The sequence below is a fragment of the Exiguobacterium sp. PFWT01 genome, assembly GCF_018255795.1.
Lineage (GTDB): Bacteria > Bacillota > Bacilli > Exiguobacteriales > Exiguobacteriaceae > Exiguobacterium.
Genome location: NZ_CP073755.1, coordinates 1,774,780 through 1,799,046, shown reverse-complemented (window position 1 = coordinate 1,799,046; position 24,267 = coordinate 1,774,780). Strand labels below are relative to the sequence as shown.

The window sequence follows — 24,267 nt, the reverse complement described above, 5'->3', positions numbered from 1 at the left end:
GTAGGAGGGATACCTGATGCCAGAAGCTGCCCGTAAGGCGTTGCAGCCTCAAGTAACACCGAATCGAAATCCGATTCCGCAAGAACGACCAATACCTGCTCCAAAACGACGCACGTTGACCTTGTTTGAATCGATCCTGTATCCAGTGATGATTGGTTCAGTGGTCATGTTCGGTGGCATCACGGTGTCGAAGCACAATGAAGCGTATAATATTATGCGTGATACAGCGGCCGTCAATCAGCAGGTCGACGGGGTTGCAAAAGAAAACGAAGAACTAAAGTATGAAATCGCCCAATTAAGCTCGCCCGAAAGAATTTATGCGATTGCCGAGAAGCTCGGAATGAAATTCAATGAAAAGAATGTCAAGGTGATTGATTGATGAATTCTTTAAAACAGAGTAAAAAAAGAGTGGCGTGGGTAGCGATTGTCTGCTTCACCCCGCTCTTTTTATTTTTTGTCGGATGGTTCCTTTATTTATCCGTCACCCATACGTACAAAGGGGAGAACATGCTCGCATTCGCGGAAGAGCAGCGCTGGAAGGCGGTCAGTACGCTAGAGGCGGAACGGGGCGAGGTGTATGATCGCTTCGGTCAACCGATTGCCATCAACATTCCGTCATACCGGCTCGTCGCCGTCTTGAAACTCGGCGGTGAACGGGTCGATGGGAAGACACTCATGCCCGATGAATTCGCCGAAGCGGCGAAGCAATTGTCGACCGTGCTTCCTATGACAGAAGCTGATTTATTGAAACGGCTTGAACAAAATGCCGACCTTGGGCAGATCGAGTTCGGTGTTCCCGGGCGTGATTTGACCGTAGAACAAAAAGAAGAGATTGAAGCATTCAATCTTAACGGTATCACGTTCGTCGAGGAGCCGAAGCGCTATTATCCGAACAAAGTATTTGCATCCTCGGTGATCGGGTATGCGCAGAAGATTGATCAGAACGGTCGCATCGAACTCGTCGGCGAACTCGGGATTGAAAAGTCTCTGAACGATATTTTAAGTGAATCGTATGGTCTGTATCGATTTGAGAAAGATTTGGCGGGTCGTGAACTCGTATCGAGTGACGAGCAGTTGAAGATTGAACCGGAAGACGGGGCGGATGTCCAATTGACCATCGACCACCGAATCCAGCAGTTGCTTGAGACGAAGATGAATGAGTTGTATGAGGAGTATGAGCCGAAACATGCGACGGCCATCATCATGGACCCGAAAACAGGAGAGATCATCGCACTGTCGGATCGACCATCGTTTGACCCGAACACACGCGAGATTTCTTCGTACAGTAACTTCTCTGTCTCGTCTCGATTTGAACCTGGGTCGACGATGAAGATCTTTACGCTTGCAGCAGCCATCAACGAGGGCGTGTATAACCCGAATGAGCTGTATGAATCCGGTTCATACAAATATGGTAAGACGGTCTTCAATGATTACAACATTACGGGATGGGGTACCATTCCTATGGTAGAAGGCGTCTGGCATTCGTCGAACGTCGCATTCTCGATTTTAGCGAACGAACGACTTGGTCTCAGTCGATATGAAGATTACTTCAAAGCGTTCAAGTTTGATCAGCGGACAGGGATCGATTTGCCTGGAGAGGTCAATAGTCAGTTCGATTTCGAAAGTCCGATGAACGTCTTGATCACGGCATGGGGACAATCGACAGCGGTCACACCGATGCAAATCTTGCAAGCGACATCGGCCATCGCGACAGATGGAACGATGAAGCAACCGCACGTCATCAAAAAAATCGTCAATAGCGAGACCGGCGAAACGATTCGGACGACCAATCCGAAAGAAGTCGGTCAACCGATCACGGCGGAAACGGCGAAAAAGACGCGTGAAGCGCTCGACGGTGTCGTCAATAGCGACGTGGGAACCGGGCAACTGTATGCGTTAGACAACTATCGCGTCGTCGGGAAGACCGGTACCGCTCAAATCGCCGAGAACGGAAAATATTTGAGTGGACAGTATATTCACTCGTTCGTCGGGATGGCTCCAGAAGACGATCCGGAACTTGTCATGTATATCGCGGTGGACAGACCGAACAGTGACTCGTCTACGACCGGTCCACGAATCATGGCGCCACTTTTCAAAGACGTGATGGATGTCGCGTTACGTTACCGGAGTGTCGAGCCTGAAAAACAAGAAAAAGCGGTCGAAGCCTCGACGAAGACAACGTCTTCTTATATCGGTCAAAACCGTGAAGAGGCAGTGAACGCATCGACGGAGAATTCCTTCAATCCGATCGTGTTAGGTGATGGAGACGAAGTGACCGCGCAGAGTCCTGTGAAAGGACAATCGTATGTCGTCGGTGAACGATTGTTGCTAAAAACGAGCGAGTCGTTTACGATGCCTACATTAAAAGGTTGGTCGTTGCGTGACGTTAAACGTTTAGCGACCCTTTATCAATTAAATTTAGAAATCGACGGTACCGGATTTGTCACATCGCAATCGATTAGCAAAGGGAAACCGGTCAAAACAGGTGCCTCCTTGAAAGTGAAGTTGGAGACACCGTCGAATTAACGCACGAGATGAAGAGGGCTGCGGCTCTCTTTTCCTATGTAAGAGGAGGAAGTTTGTATGGAACAACTGACAGTTCAAAAATTAGCATCATGGTTTGGGATGGATCTACATGACGAGCGTCTCGTTGAACGGGTCGCCACAGATTCGAGAGATGCAAATGAGGCGGGTCTCTTCGTCCCAATCGTCGGGGCGCGAGTCGACGGTCATGACTACATCGAGGCGGCCGTTGAAAAGGGTGCGATTGTCACGTTCTGGGAAGAGGGTCGCCCTCAACCAGACAACCTGGTTGTCATCCCTGTGAAATCGACGGTCGAGGCATTGCAAACAGCAGCGGCCCGATATTTAGAAGAGATCAATCCGCTCGTCGTCGCCATTACGGGTTCGAATGGGAAGACGTCGACAAAAGACATGGTCGCTGTCGTGCTCGAGGAGAAGTTCAAGACGCATAAGACAGCCGGAAACTTCAACTCGGACGTCGGCTTACCACTTACCGTCCTCAGAATGCCACGGGATACGGAAGTGGCCGTCCTCGAGATGGGAATGAACGGATTCGGTCAAATCGAGACGCTGTCAAAACTTGCTAAGCCGGATGTGGCGTTTGTGACGAATATCGGGGAGTCTCACGGTGAACAAGTCGGCGGGCGGACAGGTATCGCCAAGGCGAAACTTGAGATCAAGGCCGGACTCAAAGCGGACGGTCGCTTGATCGTCGATGCGGATGAGCCGCTTCTTTCTGGTCAAGGCTATCGCGTCGGATATGATGAGACGGCGGATGGGAAAATTGAAGTGATCGAAACGACGTTTGACGCATCGATCTTTAAATATAACGGTGACTTGTATGAACTGAAGGTACTCGGTGCCCATCAGATTCGAAACGCAGCCTATGCGATTGCGTGTGGACTTGCGTTCGGTCTCGATCATGCGATGATTCAACGTGGACTAGACCGAATCAAGTTGACGTCGATGCGAATGGAAAAACAGATGTTCGGCGAAGCACACCTCATTAACGATGCCTACAACGCGAGTCCGACGTCGATGATTGCAGCGATTGAGACGGTCAAGTCGCTTGAAGGGTTCTCGAAGCGTGTGCTCGTTCTTGGAGATATGTACGAGTTAGGTGCCGACGAACAAATGCAACACGAACAAGTCGGTGGCGCAGTGACGTCTCCCGTGACCGATTGTATTCTCGTCGGCGACAAAGCAAAATGGATTGCCGATGGAATTCAAGATTCACGAGTGAACGTTAAAATGGTCCCGACGGTTGAGGAAGCGAAGGCGCTCCTTCATCATTATCAACGTCCGGATACTGTGGTATTGTTAAAGGCATCTCGAGGACTGGCGCTTGAGCGTCTTGTTCAATAAATAGAGTAGTGAGGTAGCAACATGTTAATTAGTTTAATCGTATTAATCAGTTCATTATTAAGTGTCTTGATCGTGATGCCGCGAGCCATCCCGGCATTGCGTCAATTAAAGTTCGGACAAGAGATTCGTGACGAAGGTCCAGGTTGGCACCAGAAGAAGTCGGGCACACCGACGATGGGCGGAATCGTCATCCTGCTCGCCATTCTCGTCGGATTCATCGTATCCGTCATCTTCGGTGAAGCGGTCGCAGGATTCGGTACCCTTCTATTCGTTACGATGGCATTCGGTGTCATCGGTTTCTTGGATGACTACATCAAAGTCGTCAACAAACGAAACCTCGGATTGACGTCCCTTCAGAAGTTGATCGGTCAAATCGTGGTATCGGTATTGTTTGCATGGTTCTTGTCACTCGGAGGAGACCTCGATACATCAATCTCGATCCCGTTCACGTCGATTTCGTTCGATACTGGATGGTTCTATATCGCCATCGTCATCTTCTGGCTCGTCGGGTTCTCGAACGCCGTCAACTTGACGGATGGATTAGACGGACTCGTCTCGTTCTCGGCCATCCCGACGTTCACGTTCTTTGGGATTTACGCCCTTAGACAAGATGAACTTGGGATTGCTTGGTTCGCGTTTGCGGTCGTCGGTGCCTTGATCGGGTTCCTTGTCTTCAATAAGTATCCGGCTAAAATCTTCATGGGGGACACCGGTTCGCTCGCACTAGGCGGAGCCGTCGCTGGACTCGCTTTGATGTTGAAACTCGAATTACTTCTCGTCTTCGTCGGCATCATCTTCGTCATCGAGACGTTGAGCGTCATCTTGCAAGTCATCTCGTTTAAAACGACGGGGAAACGACTCTTCAAGATGAGTCCGATCCATCACCATTTCGAAATGGTCGGGTGGTCAGAGTGGCGCATCGTGCTCACGTTCGGTGGTATCAGTTTAATTACGGCAGGTTTATCATTACTACTCATGTAAAAGGGTGAGACAGATGGAAAAGCAATGGCACGGTAAAAAAGTTCTTGTCCTCGGTGCTGCGAAGAGCGGTATTGCGGCGGCGACATATCTGCATCATGCGGGAGCAGATGTGACGATCAATACGGGGAATATCCCTCCGGAAGACGAACAGGAAAAAATTCAGGCGCTCGGGATTCAATCGGTGTTTAACGAGCATCCCCTCGCTCTGTTGAATGAGACAGAGGTGATTGTCAAAAACCCAGGAATCCCGTATCAGATTCCATTGCTTCAGGAAGCGATGTCTCGTCATATCCCGATCTATACTGAAGTGGAACTTGCTTATTTAGCAACGGAGGCGGAGTTTGTTGCCATCACTGGCTCAAATGGGAAAACGACAACCACGACACTCGTCTATGAATTGCTCAAAGGTGGGGAGCGTCCGGTGCATCTTGCGGGAAACATCGGATTCCCTGCGATTGAAGTGGCGTCTCAGGCGAAGGCGGGCGATTTGATTGTGATTGAATTGTCGAGTTTTCAATTGATGGGGATTGAGTCGTTTCATCCTCGCTCGGCGGCACTACTCAACCTATCGGAAGCTCATTTGGACTATCATGGGGATTTTGATGCGTATGCGGATGCAAAAGGAAACTTGTTCCGTCGAATGACGAATGCAGATCAAATCGTCGTGAAAGTGACAGATCCGGAAGTGATGAAACGTGTCCCGGGAGAGATTGAACCGACTACGTTCAGCTTTGACCGGGGTGACGCTTCTGTCGTCGATGGATGGGTCACGATTCGTGGTGAAAAAATCATGCCGGTAAATGAGTTGGCATTAGGCGGGGCGCACAATGTGGAAAATGTATTGGCTGCACTACTCTTAGTGGAACCATTCGCTATTCCACGTACGCATATCGAACGTGTGTTACGAAACTTCGGTGGCGTCGCGCATCGGACCGAGAGTCTCGGTGATGTGCTCGGACGTGCCGTCTACAATGATTCGAAAGCGACGAACAACGTGGCAGCGGAAGCGGCGTTACGTGGGTTTGACGCCCCAATCGTCTGGCTCTGTGGTGGTCTCGAGCGTGGTGCGGACTTATCTTCGCTCGCCCCAGCTCTCTCAAACGTAAAAGCTGTCGTCGCGTATGGTGAAACGAAAGAGCGTTTTAAAGAGCTCGGCGAGTCCCGACAGATTCCATCTTTCACGGTCGAGACGTTGGCAGACGCCGTTCCGCTCGCGTTTGAGCAATCCGAGACGGGAGACGTCATCTTACTCTCACCCGCTTGTGCTAGCTGGGATCAATTTAAAACGTTTGAAGAACGAGGCGAACAGTTCGTTCAACTCGTCCGTTCATATGAGGAGGCGAACCGATGAAAATCATGATTTCTGGTGGTGGTACCGGTGGTCATATTTATCCGGCACTCGCATTGATTGAAACGCTAAAAAAACGTCACCCGGATTTACAGGTACAATACATCGGGACGGAGAATGGGTTAGAAGCCGATCTCGTACCGCGAGCCGGTGTCCCGTTCAAGTCGATTCAAATCGCAGGTCTGAAGCGTTCCCTTTCACTCGAGAACGTGAAGACAGCCTACTGGTTTTTGAAAGCCGTTCGGGCATTGAAAAAAGACATGGCGGCGTTTAAGCCGGACGTCGTGATTGGCACGGGTGGTTTCGTATCCGGCCCCGTCGTCTATACGGCACAACAGCTTGGGATCCCCACGATTCTGCATGAACAAAACAGTATCCCGGGATTAACTAACAAATTCTTATCGAAGAAAGCCAATCGGGTTGCCCTCTCGTTCAAAGGATCGGATGTCCATTTCCCGGGTGCGAACGTTCGTTTGATTGGAAACCCGCGTGGTAGCGAAGTCTTGCAAACGGAAGTCGATGAAGCGTCCGTCCGCGAACAGTATCGTTTAGATGACCGTCCGATTGTCTTGGTGTACGGTGGGAGCCGCGGAGCCGAGGCCATCAACCGAGCGGTCGTAGAAGCGATCCCGTCGCTCTCAGAATTGCCAATCAACGTCCTTTACGTCACGGGGAAAGTGCATTTCGATGCGGTGTCGAAACAGGCGCCATCTTCTGATAATGTACACATCCATCCATACGTGTACGATATGCCATCTTTACTCGCCTGTACGTCACTCGTCATCTCACGAGCTGGCGCTTCGACGATTTCAGAATTGACCGCCCTTGGTTTACCGAGCATTTTGGTACCTAGTCCGTACGTGACAGCTGACCATCAAACGAAAAATGCTTCGGCCCTCGTCGAGAACGGGGCGGCCCTCCTTGTCAAAGAAGAGGCGTTGACGGGTGTTACGCTCGTAGAAGCGATTCGTCAAGCACTCGAACAGCGTGATGAGATGGCGAACGCATCGCGTGCACTCGGTTTCCCGGACGCGTCAGATGCATTGGCCGACCTGGTAGAAGAAGTCATTCAATAAAGGAGTAGAACCCGATGGAACCAAGCCAACAAACGGTACGTAGTCTCGAAGACCGTATTCCATACATGAAAAAACAACGGCGTAAAAAAGCGAACCGTCGGATGTTCTCTGTACTCTCACTGTTTGGAATTCTCATCCTACTCGTGGTCTACATGCAGACTTCGATGTCGAACGTGAAAGAAGTGAAGGTATCGGGTCTTTACTGGTTAGAAGAAACGTACGTGTTTCAGGACATGAAACTCGATTCATCGACGAAGTTTGTCAGTCTGTCCCCAAACAAGATGAGTGAACAGATGGAAAAGTTGCCTGGTGTCAAACGGGTAGAAATCGATCGTTCTTGGTATAACAAGGTTCAAATCACCGTGACAGAAGAGAAAATGATCGCTTATGCGAAAGCGGAAAAAGGAGATGTCGTCGTGTTAGCCGACGGTTCACTCCATCCGACCGGAGCCATCACCGATCCACAAAAGCTAAAGGACGGACCACTCTTACGAGAGTTCAACACGGAAAAAGAACTCGAAAAGATCGCAAGTGAACTCGAGCGGGTCGATGATGCGACGCGGGCTCGTATGTCAGAAGTGATCTTATCAAAACGAAAAGATGAGCCGACGCGATACGAGATTTTTATGAACGATGGCAACACGTTACTCACACCGACATTGAAGTTAAGCGAGACCGTATCAAAGTATGGAGAAATTTATGAAAACATCCCGAAAGGTGAGCGCGGGACCGTCGTCATGGATGGTGGGTTTTACTTTGTTCCATACAAGAAAACGAATGAATAATCAGTTATATTACAGTCCTTAGACAGATAAGGGCTGTTTTTTTGTCGTTTGTAAACGAATTGATAACGCGAAACCGCTTAAATTGTAGGATTCTACCTTTTCTCACTATCTTATTTGTTGTAAACTTAGACGTGAGATATCTTGTCGAAACCAACAATTTTTTTGGATATCTGTATATGTGTCAGGCAATTGGAACAGGAAAATTATAGAGCGGAGGTGTTTCCCTTTTGGAAGCGAATGGTTATGTGGCCGCATTAGATATTGGAACGTCAGAGATTAAGCTCGTCGTCGGTGAATTGCTCGGCGGAACGCTTAATATTTTGGCAGAAGGGTGTGCACCGTCTGCGGGTGTAAAACGTGGCGCTGTCGTAGACATCGATAAAACAGTCCAAGCGATCAAACAGGCCGTTGAGCATGCTGAGACATCGCTAGGAGATCAAATTCGATCTGTATACGTTGCCATCGAAGGGGAACATATCCAAATTGCCCCATGTCATGGAATTGCATCCGTGAAGCGGGAAGATCAAGAAATTACCGACGCAGACGTGATGGAAGTTATCAACTCGGCACAAGTGATGCGATTACCGGACGAGATGAGTGTCATCGATGTGATCCCATCCTCATTCACGGTTGATCAACAAACAGGCGTTGTCGATCCACGGGGCATGTTAGGCTATCGACTTGAGATGCATGGGAAAATGGTGACCGGGTCGAAGACCATTTTACATAGTATTCGTCGTTCGATTGAACGAGCCGGATTACAACTCGAAGGTTTTATTCTAGGAAACCTTGCCCTCGGCATGAGCGCAGCTTCTGTAGATGAAATCGATTTAGGAATCGGGCTTGTCGATGTCGGACATGAAAAGACGACGGTCTCCGTATTTTATCGGGGAGATCTCGTCTACTCGTATATCCTCCCGGTCGGTGGGGATCATATGACGAGAGACTTGGTCTATAAACTCAATTGTAAATATCAAGACGCCAAAGTGGCGAAAGAAGAATATGGTCTCGCTCTTGAAGAAATGGCTGATGAGACAGAAGGTTTCTCCTACACGAACATCAATGGGGAAGTGGCGTTCGAACCACAGTCAGAAATTAGCTACGTTTTAGAAGCGAGAATAGAGGAAATGTTTATCCTTATGTTGAATAAGGTTCAAAAAGTAGGTGTTCCGATGCTGAATGGCGGATACTTACTTTGCGGTGGGGCAGCTGCTCTACCTGGTATTCAGGAGTTGGCGACTCGTATCATGGGCCAAAAGACGAGATTATATCAACCATCGTCGATTGGTGTCAGACATCCAAAATACGCGACAGCCGTCGGCGTGTTGAAATATGTCTTGATGAGTGATCATCACGTTTCGAAATCTCAGCTTGAAAAACCGGAAGTTCGCCAGGAAACACTTCACACGAAGCCGGAAGCGACCGATATTCATGAAGGAGAGAACGAATACGAGAGCGATCAAGAGTCGAAAAAAGGATTTAGTCGTTTGATGGAAAAATTATTTGGCGTTTAAGCTGACGATGTAATACAACTTGGAAAATACGTAGGGGGATACCTGAATGATGTACTTTGATGAGGCGATTGACGCCGTAGCAAAAATTAAAGTAATTGGAGTCGGTGGCGGCGGGTCAAACGCCGTTAACCGCATGATTGAACATGGGGTACAAGGAGTCGAGTTCATCGCAGTCAACACGGATGCACAAGCGTTGAACATGTCGAAAGCCGACGTGAAGCTTCAGCTTGGTGCAAAATTGACACGAGGTCTCGGTGCAGGTGCGAACCCGGATATCGGTAAAAAAGCAGCTGAAGAAAGCCGCGAACAGTTGATCGAAGCACTTGACGGTGCGGACATGGTGTTCGTCACGGCTGGGATGGGTGGCGGAACCGGAACAGGTGCCGCTCCAGTCATCGCCGAGATTTCAAAAGAAATCGGCGCACTCACGGTCGGTGTCGTGACGAAACCGTTCATGTTTGAAGGACGGAAGCGCATGCAACACGCACAGCACGGCATTCAAGCGTTCAAAGAAAAAGTAGATACCCTCATTGTGATTCCGAACGATAAGCTCCTTGAAATCGTGGAACGCAACACACCGATGATTGAAGCGTTCCGTGAAGCGGATAACGTTCTCCGTCAAGGTGTACAGGGGATCACGGACTTGATCGCCATCCCGGGTCTCATTAACCTTGACTTCGCGGACGTGAAAACGATTATGACGGAGAAAGGGTCTGCCCTCATGGGTGTCGGTGTCGCGACAGGTGAAAACCGTGCTGTTGAAGCTGCGAAGAAAGCCATTTCGTCACCACTTCTCGAGTCTTCAATCGAAGGTGCGAAAGGTGTCTTGATGAACATCACTGGTGGACTTAGCCTCAGCTTGTTCGAAGTGACAGAGGCGGCTCAAATTGTTCAAAGTGCGGCCGATGAAGAAGTGAACTTGATCTTCGGTTCGGTCATCAACGAAAACTTGAACGATGAAATCATCGTCACCGTGATTGCAACTGAATTCGCTGAAGAAGCACAAGGGACGAACCCGTTCCTTCAGCAGCCGAAAAAACAGCCTGAGGTTGAGAACAAGGAACCCCAACCAAAAGCAAATGAAGCGGCTCAACAAGACGAAGGGAACTTCCATCGCCCAGTGTATGGAGGAGACGTCCCAGACGAGACGATCAACATCCCTGCGTTTGTGAGACAACGCCGTAACTAAACAACTAGGGGTGCCGGTACTCGGCATCCCTTTTTCTAAAAAAGGAGAGACCGATGCAACTGCTACATACTTGGGAAACCGAAACAACCCGTTATCATGCTTACGTGACGACACGAACAGATGGACACAATGCGGGAAACGTCGGACTGCATGTGGGCGATGAAATCGACCGCGTCGTCGAAAATCGGCAACAGTTCTTTCAACAAGCCGGGCTCGCGTTAGAGGACTCCGTGTGGGCGGATCAAGTGCACGGCACAGCGGTCCAGGTCGTCGATTCGTCGGACAAAGGTAAGGGTGCGTTCCGATATGAAGAGGCGATCCCGAAAACAGACGGTCTTCTCACGACCGAAGACGCGCTACCGTTAGCCCTCGTCTTTGCTGACTGTGTGCCTCTCTTCTTCTGTGCGAAAGATCATGGGGTCATCGGCATCGCTCATGCCGGGTGGAAGGGGACGGTCGGAAACATCGTCAAGACCATGATGCAGATGTTTGCTGAGAAGGGAATCGAGGCGACCGATGTGGACATGCTCGTCGGTCCGTCCATCTCAGGAGATGACTACGAAGTCGATGGTCGTGTCCTGCAGGCTGTCCGGGACGTTTCGCCGGTCGCATATGAGCTGGCGGTGCGAAACGAGTCGGGAGACCACGCCCTCTTGTCCCTTCAAACCGTCAATGAAGTATTGGCAAAAGAACATGACACTGCGGTCATGCAATCGAATTTAACGACTGGCGCGGACAGCCCGTTTTTCTCCTATCGAGACGGAGAGACGAAACGTCGGTTTGCGGCAGTCATCGTCAAGGAGCGGAAATCGTGAGTATTTCAGATAATGTAAAACAAGTTCAATCCATCATTTCATCACACGTTCAAGAAGTTGAGCCGACACTCATCGCTGTCACGAAATCCGTAGGTGTAGATGTGGCCAACGCTCTTTACGCAGAAGGAATTCGTAATTTCGGAGAAAACCGCCCGGATTCACTGCTCGAGAAAGTTGAAGGGATGCCGAAGGATGCAAGATTTCATTTTATCGGCACGTTACAGACACGAAAAGTGAGACAAATCATTGATTACGTCGTGGCCATCCATTCTCTCGACCGCTTGTCTCTCGCATCAGAGATTGACAAGCGCGCGAACGGGACAATCGATTGTTTCGTTCAAGTGAACACGTCAGGAGAAGATTCAAAACATGGTCTTGAAATAGAGGAAGTCGTGCCCTTCATCGAGAACTGTAAACAGTATCCTCATATTCGAATCATCGGGCTGATGACGATGGCACCGTTCACTGAAGAAGAGTCCGTCCTTCGTGAAACGTTCCGCCGTCTCCGTCATCTACGTGATGAAGTGAAGGCAAATGCGTATGACCACGCACCATGCACGGAGCTGTCGATGGGGATGTCAAACGATTATCCAATCGCGATTGAAGAAGGCGCATCGTTTGTTCGTATTGGTACCGTACTTGTGCAATAATATATCTTAAGGAGGAATCCGTTATGTCAATCAAAAACAAAATGAAAGATTTCTTTGGACTCGAAGAAGATCCGAACAGCACATATGAGGAAGAAGAGTATGCTGTCGCAAATGCAGCAGCTCCTTCTACAACCGAAACATCGGTCGTCAGACAGGATGATCGTCCAAAATCAGCGAACAATCTCGTGGCGTTAAACACGAAAAAGAAAGACCGTTCGAAAGTCGTATTGGCTGAGCCACGTGTGTTCGCTGAAGCGCAAGACATTAGCGATCATTTGAAAGAAAATCGTGCTGTCATCGTCAACCTTCAGCGCATGTCAAAAGAACAATCGCGTCAAGTTGTCAACTTCCTCTCAGGTGTCGTATACGCTCTCGAGGGATCGATGACTTCGATTGGACATAACACGATTCTGTGTACTCCGAACAACGTCGAATTGACTGGTTCAATCTCAAACTTGATCTCGGAGGATGAACTTCACAGTAAAGGGTGGTAACTGAATGGAAAACGTAATCCCTGCCTTAGGCAACACGTTGAGCGATCTACTTGGCATCTATAGTTGGGTCCTCATCGGCTATATCTTATTATCATGGTTCCCGAACGCACGCGAATCTAAATTTGGTCAAATCTTATCGTTCTTGTGTGAACCGTTCTTGGCACCGTTTCGCCGGATCATCCCGCCGATTGGTGGCATACTCGATATCTCCCCAATCGTCGCGTTGTTCGTGCTTCGCATGGCACAAGCCGGAATCGCTGCGATTTTTGGGTGACGTATGAGCGTCTATGACCATTATCGACCAAGTGAGCGCGCGTTCGTGGAACAAGTGCTCGACTGGGTACAACAAGTGGAGAATAGTTATGTGTTGAAATTGACGGATTTTCTAGATCCACGTGAACAACAAATCGTCAAACAGCTCGTCGGGAAACAACTTGTCATTCACGATGATGGCGGATTTGAAGGCGCAGAACGACGTCGTTTGATTTTGGCGCCGGATTACTATGAACTCAATTTAGATGATTTCGAGATTGAGGTCCGTCGAATCGAGTACCCGACAAAATTCGTGGACTTGACGCATCGACAAGTGACAGGGACATTGCTTAACGCTGGATTGAAGCGGCAAAAGTTCGGAGACGTCGTTCTTGACGAGGAAATCGTACAATTTGCGACGACGCGAGAAGCGGTCGGATTCATCGAAATGAGCCTCGAGCGTGTCGGAAAAGCAAAAGTCCGTATTTCCTCTGTTTCGAAAGAAGAGATTCTCGTCGTTCCAAAAACGGAGTGGATAGAAGGGTTTGGCATCGTGTCCTCGTTACGATTTGATACGGTTGCAAGCGAGGTGCTCAACATCTCTCGGCAAAAAGCGCAGGCGCTCGTCAAACACGGCGACTGTAAAGTGAATCATAAAGTCATTGAAGACGCGAGCTTCATTCTTGAGCCGGATGATCTTTTATCCGTCCGTGGATATGGTCGTATCAAATTGATGGAGATTCTCGGATCGACCAAACGTGAAAAAGTTAAAATCCAGTATGGCACCATACGTTGAATTTAGGAGGAAAGTCGAATGGCGTTGACACCGATTGATATTCATAATAAAGAATTCTCTTCCCGTTTTCGTGGGTACGACATCGATGAGGTCAATGAATTTTTAGATCAAATCATTAAAGAGTTTGAACTATTGATTCGTGAGAATCGACGGTATGAAGAACTTGTCAACGATATGCAAGCCCGCATTGACTACTTCTCCTCGATGGAAGATACGTTGAACAAGTCGATTATCGTCGCGCAGGAAGCAGCGGAAGAAGTGAAGAACAATGCTCAAAAAGAAGCGAGTCTCATTTTGAAACAAGCGGAACGTGAAGCGTACGCTCGTGAAGAAGAAGCGGCACGCAAAGAGCAACTTGCTGAACGAGAAGTCGTTCAGATGCTCAAGAAAGTCGAGTTGTATCGGACACGCTTCCGCGTCCTCGTCGATGCGCAAATGGAACTTCTCAATAGTACGGAATGGGAAACGATTGTCGGGGAACCGCCAGTGCAGACGGTTCTTGACGATAGAACAGAACTTGCGTATAATGACGACGAAGTCACACGTAATGAAGAACAACATGGATAAATGATCAACACGTTGAGTAGGACGCGTCGATCGAGTCATACCTACGAAGCGACTTAGGGACGGTGAGAGCCTAAGAGAAAGACTCGAATCGGTATCCCCTATGAGTCGTCACGCTGAACCAGAGTAAGCGTGACCGCCTGACCTCGTTATCGGTTACCGAGAGCGGTCTCATGAGAGTGAGACTAGTAGGGTGGTACCGCGAGTCAACCAACTCGTCCCTATCAGGGATGGGTTGGTTTTTTTTGTTTTCTAAAAAATGTTGATGGAGGAGTTTCGATGAACTACAAAGACACGCTATTAATGCCAAACACAGAATTCGCGATGCGTGGGAATTTACCAAAACGCGAACCGGCGATGCAAACGGAATGGGAAGATATGGACCTTTACAACAAGGTACAAGAAAAAAATGCTGGGAAACCACAATATATCTTACATGATGGACCTCCATATGCGAACGGCGACATCCACATGGGACACGCGATGAACAAAGTATTGAAAGACATCATCGTTCGTTTCAAAGGGATGAACGGCTACCAGTCTCCAATGATTCCAGGATGGGACACGCACGGTCTTCCAATCGAGAACGCTCTTCAAAAAGCAGGCGTCAATCGTAAGGAAATGACGGTCGCGGAATTCCGCGAAAAGTGTGCAGAGTATGCGATGGAGCAAGTGAACTCGCAACGCGAGCAATTCAAACGTCTCGGTCTTCTCGCAGACTTTGAGAATCCATACATCACGCTCCTTCCTGAGTACGAGGCGGCGCAGATTCGCTTGTTCGGGTCGATGGCTGAGAAGGGTTACATCTACAAAGGAAAAAAACCAGTCTACTGGTCGCCGTCTTCTGAATCGGCACTCGCGGAAGCAGAGATTGAATATTACGATAAAAAATCACCAGCCATCTACGTGGCGTTCCGTGTCGTGGACGGTAAAGATACGTTGACGTCAGATGATCACTTCGTCATCTGGACGACGACGCCTTGGACAATCCCGGCGAACCTTGGGATTGCGGTGAGTGACGAGTTGACTTACACGCGTATCGAACATGAAGGAAAAGGCTATATCGTCGCGGAAACGCTCGTCGAAGAAGTGACGGCAGCGCTCGGATGGACGGATTACACGGTGAGCGGGTCTTGGAACGGACGTGACTTCGAGTACATGACGGCTCAACATCCATTGTATGACCGGACGTCACTCGTCATCCTCGGCGACCACGTCACTGCGGATGCGACTGGACTCGTTCATACAGCACCTGGACACGGGGAAGACGACTATCGTGTCGGACAGGCTTACGGATTAGACGTCCTTTGTCCGGTGGATGACCGTGGCTACATGACAGACGAAGCCCCTGGTTTCGAAGGTCTCTTCTACGAAGATGCGAACAAACAAATCGGTATGAAACTTGAAGAGAATGGCTACTTGCTCAACTTGAAGTTCATCAAACACTCGTACCCGCATGACTGGCGTACGAAGAAGCCGGTCATCTTCCGTGCGACACCACAATGGTTCGCATCCATCAAAGATTTCCGTGAAGACATGCTCCGTGAAATCGAGGAAGTGAATTGGGTCCCTGAATGGGGAATGACACGTCTTTACAACATGGTCCGTGACCGTGGAGACTGGGTCATCAGCCGTCAGCGTGCTTGGGGTGTTCCAATCCCAATCTTCTATGCGGAAGATGGAACGGAAATCATCACGAACGAGACGATCGACCACATCGCGAACTTGTTCCGCGAGCACGGGTCGAACGTTTGGTATGAGCGTGAAGCGAAAGACCTTCTCCCTGCAGGGTTCACTCACCCGAACAGCCCGAACGGAGAGTTCCGTAAAGAACTCGACATCATGGACGTCTGGTTCGATTCAGGTTCTTCACACGCTGGTGTATTAGAAGAACGCGAAAACCTTCGTCGTCCGGCAGACCTTTATCTTGAAGGATCGGACCAATATCGTGGTTGGTTCAACTCATCACTCTCGACGGCCGTTGCGACGACTGGGAAAGCACCGTACCGGAACGTCTTGAGTCACGGATTCGTCCTCGATGGGGACGGACGCAAAATGTCGAAATCGCTCGGTAACACAATTGCACCGAACGATCTCGTGAAGCAGTACGGCGCCGAAATCGTACGCCTCTGGGTCGCATCCGTCGACTATCAGTCTGACGTACGCGCGTCACACGATAACTTCAAACAAGTGTCAGAAGTTTACCGGAAGATGCGTAACACGATCCGCTTCTTACTCGGGAACTTGAACGGGTTCGAGCCATCGATGCGTGTCGCATTCGACGATATGCCGGAAGCGGACCGTTTCATGGCGACGAAGCTCAAACAACTGCAGGCAAAAGTTGTCAAAGCATATGATGAGTTTGACTTTATGGCCGTGTATCATCTCGTTCATAACTTCTGTGTCAACGAGTTGTCATCGTTCTACCTCGACTTCACAAAAGATATCCTGTATATCGAACGTGAAGACGATCTCCGTCGTCGTGCCGTTCAGACGGTCATGTACGATGCCGTCGTCCTCTTGACGAAACTATTGGCTCCAATCCTTCCACACACTGCTGATGAGGCATGGAAAGAAGTGCCTGGTAAGTCGGAAGCAAGCATCTTCTTGACGGATTTAGAAGAAGTAGATGCATTGACTGCTGACGAACAAGCGTTGCTTGAGAAATGGTCGAAATTCCTCGTCTTCCGTGACGATGTCCTCAAAGCGATTGAAATCGCACGTGGCGAGAAGTTGATTGGGAAACCGCTCGAGGCGAAGTTGATTCTCGCACCAAAAGCAGAGACTGCTGACTTGTTGAACACGATCGATAACGTCAGCCAACTGCTTCAAGTATCGCAAGTGGAGTGGGCTGAGACGGCAGACGTCGATTATGCGACGACGAAAATCACAGTCATGAAAGCAGATGGAGCCGCTTGTGCACGTTGTTGGACATACTCGACAGAGCTTGGACAAAACGAAGAGCATCCAGAGCTTTGCCCGCGCTGTGCATCAGTAATCGGTTAAGACGAACCGGAGTGGCGTCCCCACTCCGGTTTCTTAACGGCTTGAAAGGAGACGCATATGAAACGATATTATGGATTGGCGCTCATCTTGATATTGATTGATCAACTCACAAAATGGGTGGTCGTTCAGACGATGACAATTGGTCAATCGATTGAAGTCATCCCGAACTTGTTATATTGGACGTCCTACCGCAACAAAGGAGCTGCTTGGGGGATGTTAGAAGGACAGATGACGTTCTTCTTTATCATCACCATCCTCGTCGTTGCCGGACTCGTTTACTTCTTGCACAAAGAAGTGAACGGCTATCAGCTCCTCGGATATAGTGTCGGATTACTGTTGGCCGGTGCCATCGGTAACTTTATCGATCGCTTGTTCCGGGGCGAAGTCGTCGACTTTGTCGATACGTATCCGTTCGGATACAACTTCCCGATCTTTAACGTGGCTGATATGGCACTCACATTCGGTGTCATCTTGATGGTCATCGGGATTTTATTTGAAGAAAAATTACACAAAGAAAGGGGACAATCGTAATGGAATCGTATACTTTTGTCGCCGATGAAAAGGCAAGGATTGATAAGTGGGTCAGTGACCGTGGTGAATGGTCACGCTCGCAAGTACAGGAATGGATCAAGACGGGGGCCCTCCTCGTCAACGGTAGTGCCGTGAAAGCGAACTACAAGCTTCAAGTGGGGGATGAAGTAGAAGTGAACGTGCCGGAAGCGGTCGAGCTCGAAGTGTTGCCTGAAGACATTCCGCTCGAGATCGTCTTTGAAGATGAAGACGTCATCGTCGTCAACAAGGCACGTGGGATGGTCGTTCACCCTGCAGCCGGTCACACGTCAGGGACGCTCGTCAATGCGCTACTTTATCATTGCGATGACCTCTCGGGCATCAACGGAGTCAAACGTCCCGGAATCGTCCATCGGATTGATAAGGATACGACGGGTCTTCTCATGGTCGCTAAAAATGACTTGGCACATGAGTCGCTCGCGAGCCAGTTGAAAGACAAGACAATCAAACGGGAGTATATCGCGCTCGTCCATGGTGAACTCGTTCACGAACTCGGAACGATTGAAGCTCCGATCGGTCGTGATACGAATGATCGTCAGCGTATGACCGTGACGGACCGGAACGCAAAAGAAGCCGTGACACACTTCCGTTTACTCGAACGTTATAAAGACTTTACGCTCGTGGAGTGTAAATTAGAGACGGGACGCACGCACCAGATCCGTGTACACATGCGTTATATCGGTCATCCGCTCGCCGGTGACCCAAAATATGGTCCACGCCGCACGATTGATTTAGGCGGTCAAGCGCTCCATGCGGCAACGCTCGGGTTCCACCATCCACGTACGAAAGAATGGATGGAGTTTGAGGCCCCATTACCAGAAGACTTCAATGCGGAACTCGCAAAATTGGATAAAATCGAGAAAACTCGTTGACTTCTGTCACGTTCCGATTTATAGTCTAGGAAGCATAACACCTTTAAACCCAGTCCAGAGAGGCTGTGAAAGGATTGTGACCGCGGTCACATGTACGTCAATTCAACCCCGGCAGTCGTATGCCGTTTTTGATGAAGACTCCCTTTCCAGCCGGATGAGGGAGTCTTCTTTTTTACTGAAGTTTGGAAGGAGGAATCACGTGAAACAATCAGTCATTTTAGATGAGTCAGCAATCCGTCGTGCCTTGACCCGAATCGCACACGAGATTATCGAGCGAAACAAAGGAATCGATGACGTCGTCCTCGTCGGAATCAAGACGAGAGGCGAGACGCTCGCTGACCGACTCGCTCGCCGAATCGAGGAGATTGAAGGCAAGCCGGTCGCACTGGGCAATCTCGATATCACACTTTACCGGGATGACTTATCAAAGAAGTCGTTAGACCCTGAAGTCAAAGCGACGGAACTACCCCATGATATCAATGGAAAGACGGTCGTCCTCGTCGACGACGTCCTCTATACCGGTCGAACAGTTCGTGCCGCAATGGACGCGCTTGTCGACCATGGTCGTCCGGATTATATCCAACTCGCTGTCTTGATTGACCGAGGTCATCGGGAACTTCCGATTCGACCAGATTTTATCGGAAAGAACGTTCCGACGTCCAAGTCCGAGCAAGTCGTTGTCCGACTCAGTGAAGTCGACACGGCGGATGAAGTCACGATCCATCAGCAATAAACGCATACCTTTAAGGTGGTCCAGAGAGGCCAGGAAGGAGAATTCAATATGAAACAACCTGTTCTACACATCCACGAGCGTCCAGCTCACTTTCCACAATGGCTATTATTCAGCCTTCAACACGTCTTCGCCATGTTCGGAGCGACGATTTTAGTCCCGATTTTGACAGGATTAAATACATCGGTCGCCCTCGTCGCTTCCGGCGTGGCCACGCTCTCATTCTTAGCGATTACACGCTTCAAAGTCCCAACATACTTAGGTTCAAGTTTTGCCTACATCGCCCCAATCATAGCGGTCAGCCAACAATGGGGTGTCGAAGCCGCACTCTTCGGCGGAATCGTCGCCGGGTCTGTATACGGGGTCGTTTCCTTGATCATCTATAAGACGGGCGTCAACTGGTTGCTCCGATTGCTCCCACCGGTCGTCGTCGGACCGGTCATCATGGTCATCGGACTCTCGCTCGCACCGGTCGCCATCGACATGTCGATGAATCAAGATGGTGCCTTTAACGGAACGTTCATGACGATTGCCCTGCTTACACTTGGAATCACGATGCTCGCCATGACGAAGCTGAAAGGTGTCTGGGGTGCCGTCCCGATCCTCTTTGGAATCGTTGGAGGATACGCAGTCGCAGCCGCATTTGGCATCATCGATTACTCGCCGATTCAACAAGCCAGCCTGTTCCAACTTCCTGACTTCACGATGGTGTTCGTCGACTACATGCCGATGTGGCAAGTCGGGGCCCTTCTCGCCATCGTTCCGGTCGCGCTCGTCACAATGACGGAGCACATCGGAGATCAGATGGTCACGTCGAAAATCATCGGACGAGAGACGATGAAAGACCCAGGTCTCCATCGCACGTTACTCGGAGACGGAGTAGGAAAAGCCGTCGCCTCTGCACTCGGTGGACCACCATGTACGACTTACGGTGAGAACAACGGCGTCATGGCCATCACACGAGTCTACAGTGTCTACGTCATCGCTGGCGCAGCACTCATGGCCATCAGCTTCGGATTCCTCGGTCACATTGAAGCGTTCATCTCGACCATCCCGAACCCGGTCAAAGGTGGAATCTCGATCCTCTTGTTCGGTGTCATCGCATCGAACGGATTACGGACGATGGTGGAGAGCAAAGTCGACTTGGCAGAAAAGCGCAACTTGATCATCTCATCGGTCATCCTCGTCATCGGACTCGGTGGTGCGATGGTTGAAATCGGGAGCTTCCCGGTACAAGGCATGGCGCTTGCGACGGTCGTCGGTATTTTATTGAACGCGATCTTACCGCTTGAAGAAGACGATACAGCAGTCGAAGTCAACACAACTGAAGAAACGAAACAAGCAAGTAACTTTTAATTCGATCCCGTGAGGTCGGCAAAGTGAAGGCTCGTTTATTTGGGTGTACCCTGCCCAGATAAAGGCGTCCCTTCACATCGGTGAAGAGGCGCCTTTTCTCTTTGCCTCTAATAAAAGGAGGAGACGAACATGAATACGATGCAAACAAACGTGAAACCGATCAAACACTTCGTCAGTTTGGACACACTTTCCCTTGAGGAGATCATGGGCATGATTGAAGAATCATTGCGCTACAAGCAAGGTGACCTTCCCCCACTATTTGATGGGAAAACAGTCGCAAACCTGTTCTTTGAAAACTCGACGCGTACGAAAAATTCGTTTCAAATGGCCGAGCGCCACTTGAACATGCAAGAGATTCCGTTCGATGTGACGACGTCATCGGTCACGAAAGGGGAGACGCTCTACGATACGTGTAAAACGCTCGAAGCCATCGGCGTGGACGCGCTCGTCATTCGACATCCGGAAGCAGGCTATTATCACGAACTTGTGGAGAAGTTGAATATCCCAGTGTTGAACGGAGGGGACGGGAGCGGGGAACATCCATCCCAATCATTGCTCGATCTCGTCACCATCTTTGAAGAGTTCGGAACGTTCCGAGGATTGAACGTCGCCATCTGTGGTGACCTCGTCCATAGTCGGGTCGCCCGCTCGAACGCAAGCGTCTTGAAGCGCCTCGGAGCAAACGTGGTCGGTTGTAGTCCTGCCTCTTGGTGGGATGACTCGATGGGGCTAGAGCGAAAAGAACTCGATGACATCCTAGGCGAATGTGACGTCATCATGTTGCTCCGTGTACAACACGAGCGCCATATCATGGGAGACGTCTTCTCGAAAGAAGCGTATCACACACAGTTCGGTTTGACGGTCGAACGAGTCGAACGAATGAAAGCAGGCGCCATCATCATGCACCCGGCTCCGGTCAATCGTGATGTGGAGATTGCTGGAAGTCTGATCGAACATGAACGGTCACGCATCTTCCCACAAATGAAGAATGGGGTGTACGCCCGGATGAGCATCTTAAATCGAGCATTAGGAGGACAACAATGATACTTCAAAACGCGACATGGTATGACAAGGGAACGAAACGCACGACAAACATTCACGTGAAAGACGGAAAGATCGAATCACTCGACTATAAAGGGGAGACCGCGGGACAAGAAATCCTCGATGCGACAGGTTACCTGCTCGCACCAGGACTCGTCGATGTCCACGTTCACTTGCGTGAACCAGGTGGCGAGGCGAAAGAGACGATTCGGACGGGAACGATGGCTGCCGCGGCGGGCGGGTTCACGACAATCTGCTCAATGCCGAACACGAGACCGGTTCCAGACAATCGCGACACGATGGACACGCTTTTCCAAAAGATCGAACAAGACGCGGTCGTACGTGTCCTGCCTTACGCCGCCATCACGAAACGACAGCTCGGTGAAGAACAGGTCGATATGGAATCGCTCGCAGATGCCTTCGCCTTTACGGATGACGGGGTTGGTGTCCAATCGGCGGCGATGATGCGACAAGCCATGCGTGAAGCGAAACGATTGAACAAAGCAGTTGTCGCCCACTGTGAGGACAATACGTTAAAGGCCGGATCGGTCCACGAGGGCAAATTCAGTGAGGCGCATGGCATTCAAGGAATTCCGAGCCTTGCAGAGAGCATCCATATCGCTCGCGACGTGTTGATCGCTGAAGAGACAGGGTGTCATTATCATGTCTGTCACGTCTCATCTCGCCAATCTGTTCGTGTCATTCGGGATGCGAAACGAGCCGGCATCCACGTGACCGCTGAAGTGACGCCGCATCATCTCGTCTTGAGTGAGGATGATATTCCGGGACTCGATGCAAACTTCAAGATGAATCCACCGCTACGAAGCGAGGATGATCGACAGGCCCTCCTTGAGGGATTGTTTGACGGAACGATTGACATGATCGCAACAGATCATGCTCCCCACACAGCAGAAGAAAAGGCACAAGGGATAGAGCGGGCTCCGTTTGGGATTACCGGTTTCGAGACGGCCCTTCCACTTCTCTACACGACATTCGTGAAGACAGGCATCATGGAAGAGCGTCAGTTGCTCGACTGGATGACGAAACGTCCGAGCGACGTATTCGGTTTATCAAGAGGGGAACTGAAAGTTGGGACGGATGCGGACCTGATTCTCATCGATACGGAAACGTCTCGGACGGTCGATCCTACGACATTTTATTCAAAAGGAAAGAATACACCGTTCGCAGGGGAAAAGCTTGTCGGATGGCCGGTCATGACGATGGTCGGTGGCGAAATTGTATATAAGGGGCGATTTGATGAAACGAACATTATGGCTTGAGGATGGAATGAAATTTGTCGGTAAAGGATTCGGGGCACCGGCTGATACGATGGGGGAAGTCGTCTTCCAGACAGGAATGACAGGATACCAAGAAATCTTATCGGATCCATCATACTGCGACCAAATGATTGTATTGACGAACCCATTGATCGGGAACTACGGCGTCAATCGTGAAGATTTTGAAACGACGATCCCGATGGCAAAAGCGTTGATCGTGAAAGAAGTATGCGATACGCCTTCGAACTTCCGTTCAACGGCGACACTCGACGCGACACTCACCCGCTTCGGCATTCCGGGACTTTCGGATATCGATACACGGATGTTGACACGTCATTTACGAGCGAAAGGGGTCATGCGCGGCGTCCTCATCGATGGAGAGTTGACGTGGGACGAGGTGCAATCCCGTTTTGATGAAGAATCGCCGAACGATCAAGTCGCACGCGTATCGACGAAGCGGACATATGTGAGTACTGGAACCGGCCCTCGCATCGCTTTGATCGACTTCGGGGCAAAGCTTGGAATCATGCGCGAGTTGATGAAACGGGATTGTGAGGTCGTCGTTTTCCCGCACGATGCGACGGCAGAGGATGTATTACGGTATGAGCCGGACGGCATCATGCTGTCAAATGGACCGGGAGATCCAAAAGACGTTCCGACGGCACTGCCGCTCATCAAGCATCTGATGCCGATGACACCAATGTTCGGGATTTGTCTCGGTCACCAGCTGATTGCTCTCGCAAACGGTGCGAACACCTTCAAGCTTCCGTTCGGACATCGTGGCGCGAATCATCCGGTGCTCGAGCTTGAGACCGGAGCCGTGACCATCACTTCTCAAAACCATGGATATGCGGTTGAGGAAACGTCACTGCTCGATACACCGCTCATCGTCACACACCGTGCGGTCAATGACGGGACGATCGAAGGGGTAAGACATCTCCATCACCCGACCTTCTCGGTACAGTATCATCCGGAGGCAGCACCGGGACCGTTCGACGCCAACGACTTATTTGACCGATTCATGCAACTCGTACAAGAAAACAAACAGAAAGTAGGAATTTGA

Annotated in this window: 23 protein-coding genes and 1 other annotated feature; all 23 genes read left to right on the top strand. The window is 50.0% G+C overall.

The features are described from left to right. Nucleotides 1-16 precede the first annotated feature (16 nt). The 23 genes from ftsL to KD909_RS09200 all read left to right on the top strand — a co-directional run bounded on the left by ftsL (nt 17) and on the right by KD909_RS09200 (nt 24,267). Entirely contained in the window at nt 17-379 is a 363-nt protein-coding gene (gene ftsL / locus KD909_RS09310) for a cell division protein FtsL (protein WP_015881305.1), read from the top strand. After that, nucleotides 379-2,526, top strand: coding sequence for a penicillin-binding protein (locus KD909_RS09305; RefSeq protein ID WP_211781404.1), 2,148 nt, complete (start codon nt 379-381; stop codon nt 2,524-2,526). Before ftsL ends, KD909_RS09305 begins: the two co-directional genes overlap by 1 nt. A 57-nt stretch (nt 2,527-2,583) precedes the next feature. Next, a complete protein-coding gene (murF, locus tag KD909_RS09300; protein ID WP_047795443.1) occupies nt 2,584-3,888 on the top strand; it encodes a UDP-N-acetylmuramoyl-tripeptide--D-alanyl-D-alanine ligase in 1,305 nt (434 codons plus the stop codon). A gap of 21 nt (nt 3,889-3,909) precedes the next feature. After that, nucleotides 3,910-4,869, top strand: a complete 960-nt coding sequence (gene mraY, locus KD909_RS09295; protein WP_211781403.1) for a phospho-N-acetylmuramoyl-pentapeptide-transferase — start codon at nt 3,910-3,912, stop codon at nt 4,867-4,869. A 13-nt stretch (nt 4,870-4,882) separates the two neighbouring features. After that, a complete protein-coding gene (gene murD / locus KD909_RS09290) occupies nt 4,883-6,220 on the top strand; it encodes a UDP-N-acetylmuramoyl-L-alanine--D-glutamate ligase (protein ID WP_211781402.1) in 1,338 nt (445 codons plus the stop codon). After that, complete coding sequence (gene murG, locus KD909_RS09285; RefSeq protein WP_211781401.1) at nt 6,217-7,293, top strand: undecaprenyldiphospho-muramoylpentapeptide beta-N-acetylglucosaminyltransferase; 1,077 nt, start codon at nt 6,217-6,219, stop codon at nt 7,291-7,293. The genes murD and murG overlap by 4 nt, the downstream gene beginning before the upstream one ends. 14 nt (nt 7,294-7,307) lie before the next feature. Further along, the gene (locus KD909_RS09280; RefSeq protein ID WP_211781400.1) at nt 7,308-8,078 is read left to right on the top strand and encodes a cell division protein FtsQ/DivIB; all 771 of its coding nucleotides are present in this window, start codon (nt 7,308-7,310) and stop codon (nt 8,076-8,078) included. Nucleotides 8,079-8,305: 227 nt separating this feature from the next. Then, the gene (gene ftsA / locus KD909_RS09275) at nt 8,306-9,592 is read left to right on the top strand and encodes a cell division protein FtsA (RefSeq protein ID WP_211781399.1); all 1,287 of its coding nucleotides are present in this window, start codon (nt 8,306-8,308) and stop codon (nt 9,590-9,592) included. 46 nt (nt 9,593-9,638) lie between these two features. Then, a complete protein-coding gene (gene ftsZ / locus KD909_RS09270; RefSeq protein ID WP_015881313.1) occupies nt 9,639-10,781 on the top strand; it encodes a cell division protein FtsZ in 1,143 nt (380 codons plus the stop codon). A 53-nt stretch (nt 10,782-10,834) separates the two neighbouring features. After that, the gene (gene pgeF / locus KD909_RS09265) at nt 10,835-11,596 is read left to right on the top strand and encodes a peptidoglycan editing factor PgeF (protein WP_211781398.1); all 762 of its coding nucleotides are present in this window, start codon (nt 10,835-10,837) and stop codon (nt 11,594-11,596) included. Next, the gene (locus KD909_RS09260; RefSeq protein ID WP_211781397.1) at nt 11,593-12,246 is read left to right on the top strand and encodes a YggS family pyridoxal phosphate-dependent enzyme; all 654 of its coding nucleotides are present in this window, start codon (nt 11,593-11,595) and stop codon (nt 12,244-12,246) included. Before pgeF ends, KD909_RS09260 begins: the two co-directional genes overlap by 4 nt. A 23-nt stretch (nt 12,247-12,269) precedes the next feature. After that, nucleotides 12,270-12,740: a cell division protein SepF gene (locus KD909_RS09255; RefSeq protein ID WP_015881316.1), complete on the top strand. Its 471-nt coding sequence runs from the start codon at nt 12,270-12,272 to the stop codon at nt 12,738-12,740. Between the two features lie 4 nt (nt 12,741-12,744). Further along, entirely contained in the window at nt 12,745-13,014 is a 270-nt protein-coding gene (locus KD909_RS09250) for a YggT family protein (RefSeq protein WP_211781396.1), read from the top strand. Between the two features lie 3 nt (nt 13,015-13,017). After that, entirely contained in the window at nt 13,018-13,788 is a 771-nt protein-coding gene (locus KD909_RS09245; protein WP_211781395.1) for a YlmH family RNA-binding protein, read from the top strand. 18 nt (nt 13,789-13,806) lie between these two features. Next, on the top strand, nt 13,807-14,355 hold the full coding sequence (locus tag KD909_RS09240) for a DivIVA domain-containing protein (protein ID WP_015881319.1): 549 nt from the start codon (nt 13,807-13,809) through the stop codon (nt 14,353-14,355). Between the two features lie 3 nt (nt 14,356-14,358). Beyond that, nucleotides 14,359-14,578 (top strand) — a binding site (T-box leader). 53 nt (nt 14,579-14,631) lie between these two features. Further along, nucleotides 14,632-17,358, top strand: coding sequence for an isoleucine--tRNA ligase (gene ileS, locus KD909_RS09235; protein WP_211781394.1), 2,727 nt, complete (start codon nt 14,632-14,634; stop codon nt 17,356-17,358). 57 nt (nt 17,359-17,415) lie between these two features. Further along, nucleotides 17,416-17,889, top strand: coding sequence for a signal peptidase II (lspA, locus tag KD909_RS09230; RefSeq protein ID WP_211781393.1), 474 nt, complete (start codon nt 17,416-17,418; stop codon nt 17,887-17,889). Further along, nucleotides 17,889-18,800 carry an RluA family pseudouridine synthase gene (locus KD909_RS09225; protein ID WP_015881322.1) on the top strand — a complete coding sequence of 304 codons (912 nt, stop codon included), beginning with the start codon at nt 17,889-17,891 and terminating at the stop codon, nt 18,798-18,800. The genes lspA and KD909_RS09225 overlap by 1 nt, the downstream gene beginning before the upstream one ends. A gap of 199 nt (nt 18,801-18,999) precedes the next feature. After that, nucleotides 19,000-19,533 (top strand): bifunctional pyr operon transcriptional regulator/uracil phosphoribosyltransferase PyrR, encoded by a 534-nt coding sequence (gene pyrR, locus KD909_RS09220; protein WP_015881323.1) that lies wholly within the window; start codon nt 19,000-19,002, stop codon nt 19,531-19,533. Nucleotides 19,534-19,581: 48 nt separating this feature from the next. Beyond that, nucleotides 19,582-20,886: a uracil-xanthine permease family protein gene (locus tag KD909_RS09215; RefSeq protein WP_211781392.1), complete on the top strand. Its 1,305-nt coding sequence runs from the start codon at nt 19,582-19,584 to the stop codon at nt 20,884-20,886. Nucleotides 20,887-21,045: 159 nt separating this feature from the next. Further along, nucleotides 21,046-21,930: an aspartate carbamoyltransferase catalytic subunit gene (locus KD909_RS09210; protein WP_211782886.1), complete on the top strand. Its 885-nt coding sequence runs from the start codon at nt 21,046-21,048 to the stop codon at nt 21,928-21,930. Beyond that, entirely contained in the window at nt 21,927-23,207 is a 1,281-nt protein-coding gene (locus KD909_RS09205; RefSeq protein ID WP_211781391.1) for a dihydroorotase, read from the top strand. Before KD909_RS09210 ends, KD909_RS09205 begins: the two co-directional genes overlap by 4 nt. Continuing rightward, entirely contained in the window at nt 23,185-24,267 is a 1,083-nt protein-coding gene (locus KD909_RS09200; protein WP_211781390.1) for a carbamoyl phosphate synthase small subunit, read from the top strand. The genes KD909_RS09205 and KD909_RS09200 overlap by 23 nt, the downstream gene beginning before the upstream one ends.

Bases quoted from the DNA above. Each gene is read 5' to 3' on its own strand.
- murD (WP_211781402.1), top strand. From the start codon at position 4,883: ATGGAAAAGCAATGGCACGGTAAAAAAGTTCTTGTCCTCGGTGCTGCG.
- KD909_RS09205 (WP_211781391.1), top strand. From the start codon at position 21,927: ATGATACTTCAAAACGCGACATGGTATGACAAGGGAACGAAACGCACG.
- ileS (WP_211781394.1), top strand. From the start codon at position 14,632: ATGAACTACAAAGACACGCTATTAATGCCAAACACAGAATTCGCGATG.
- KD909_RS09215 (WP_211781392.1), top strand. From the start codon at position 19,582: ATGAAACAACCTGTTCTACACATCCACGAGCGTCCAGCTCACTTTCCA.
- ftsL (WP_015881305.1), top strand. From the start codon at position 17: ATGCCAGAAGCTGCCCGTAAGGCGTTGCAGCCTCAAGTAACACCGAAT.
- KD909_RS09240 (WP_015881319.1), top strand. From the start codon at position 13,807: ATGGCGTTGACACCGATTGATATTCATAATAAAGAATTCTCTTCCCGT.
- murF (WP_047795443.1), top strand. From the start codon at position 2,584: ATGGAACAACTGACAGTTCAAAAATTAGCATCATGGTTTGGGATGGAT.
- KD909_RS09305 (WP_211781404.1), top strand. From the start codon at position 379: ATGAATTCTTTAAAACAGAGTAAAAAAAGAGTGGCGTGGGTAGCGATT.
- lspA (WP_211781393.1), top strand. From the start codon at position 17,416: ATGAAACGATATTATGGATTGGCGCTCATCTTGATATTGATTGATCAA.
- KD909_RS09250 (WP_211781396.1), top strand. From the start codon at position 12,745: ATGGAAAACGTAATCCCTGCCTTAGGCAACACGTTGAGCGATCTACTT.
- mraY (WP_211781403.1), top strand. From the start codon at position 3,910: ATGTTAATTAGTTTAATCGTATTAATCAGTTCATTATTAAGTGTCTTG.
- KD909_RS09225 (WP_015881322.1), top strand. From the start codon at position 17,889: ATGGAATCGTATACTTTTGTCGCCGATGAAAAGGCAAGGATTGATAAG.
- KD909_RS09245 (WP_211781395.1), top strand. From the start codon at position 13,018: ATGAGCGTCTATGACCATTATCGACCAAGTGAGCGCGCGTTCGTGGAA.
- KD909_RS09200 (WP_211781390.1), top strand. From the start codon at position 23,185: ATGAAACGAACATTATGGCTTGAGGATGGAATGAAATTTGTCGGTAAA.
- KD909_RS09280 (WP_211781400.1), top strand. From the start codon at position 7,308: ATGGAACCAAGCCAACAAACGGTACGTAGTCTCGAAGACCGTATTCCA.
- ftsZ (WP_015881313.1), top strand. From the start codon at position 9,639: ATGATGTACTTTGATGAGGCGATTGACGCCGTAGCAAAAATTAAAGTA.
- pgeF (WP_211781398.1), top strand. From the start codon at position 10,835: ATGCAACTGCTACATACTTGGGAAACCGAAACAACCCGTTATCATGCT.
- KD909_RS09255 (WP_015881316.1), top strand. From the start codon at position 12,270: ATGTCAATCAAAAACAAAATGAAAGATTTCTTTGGACTCGAAGAAGAT.
- murG (WP_211781401.1), top strand. From the start codon at position 6,217: ATGAAAATCATGATTTCTGGTGGTGGTACCGGTGGTCATATTTATCCG.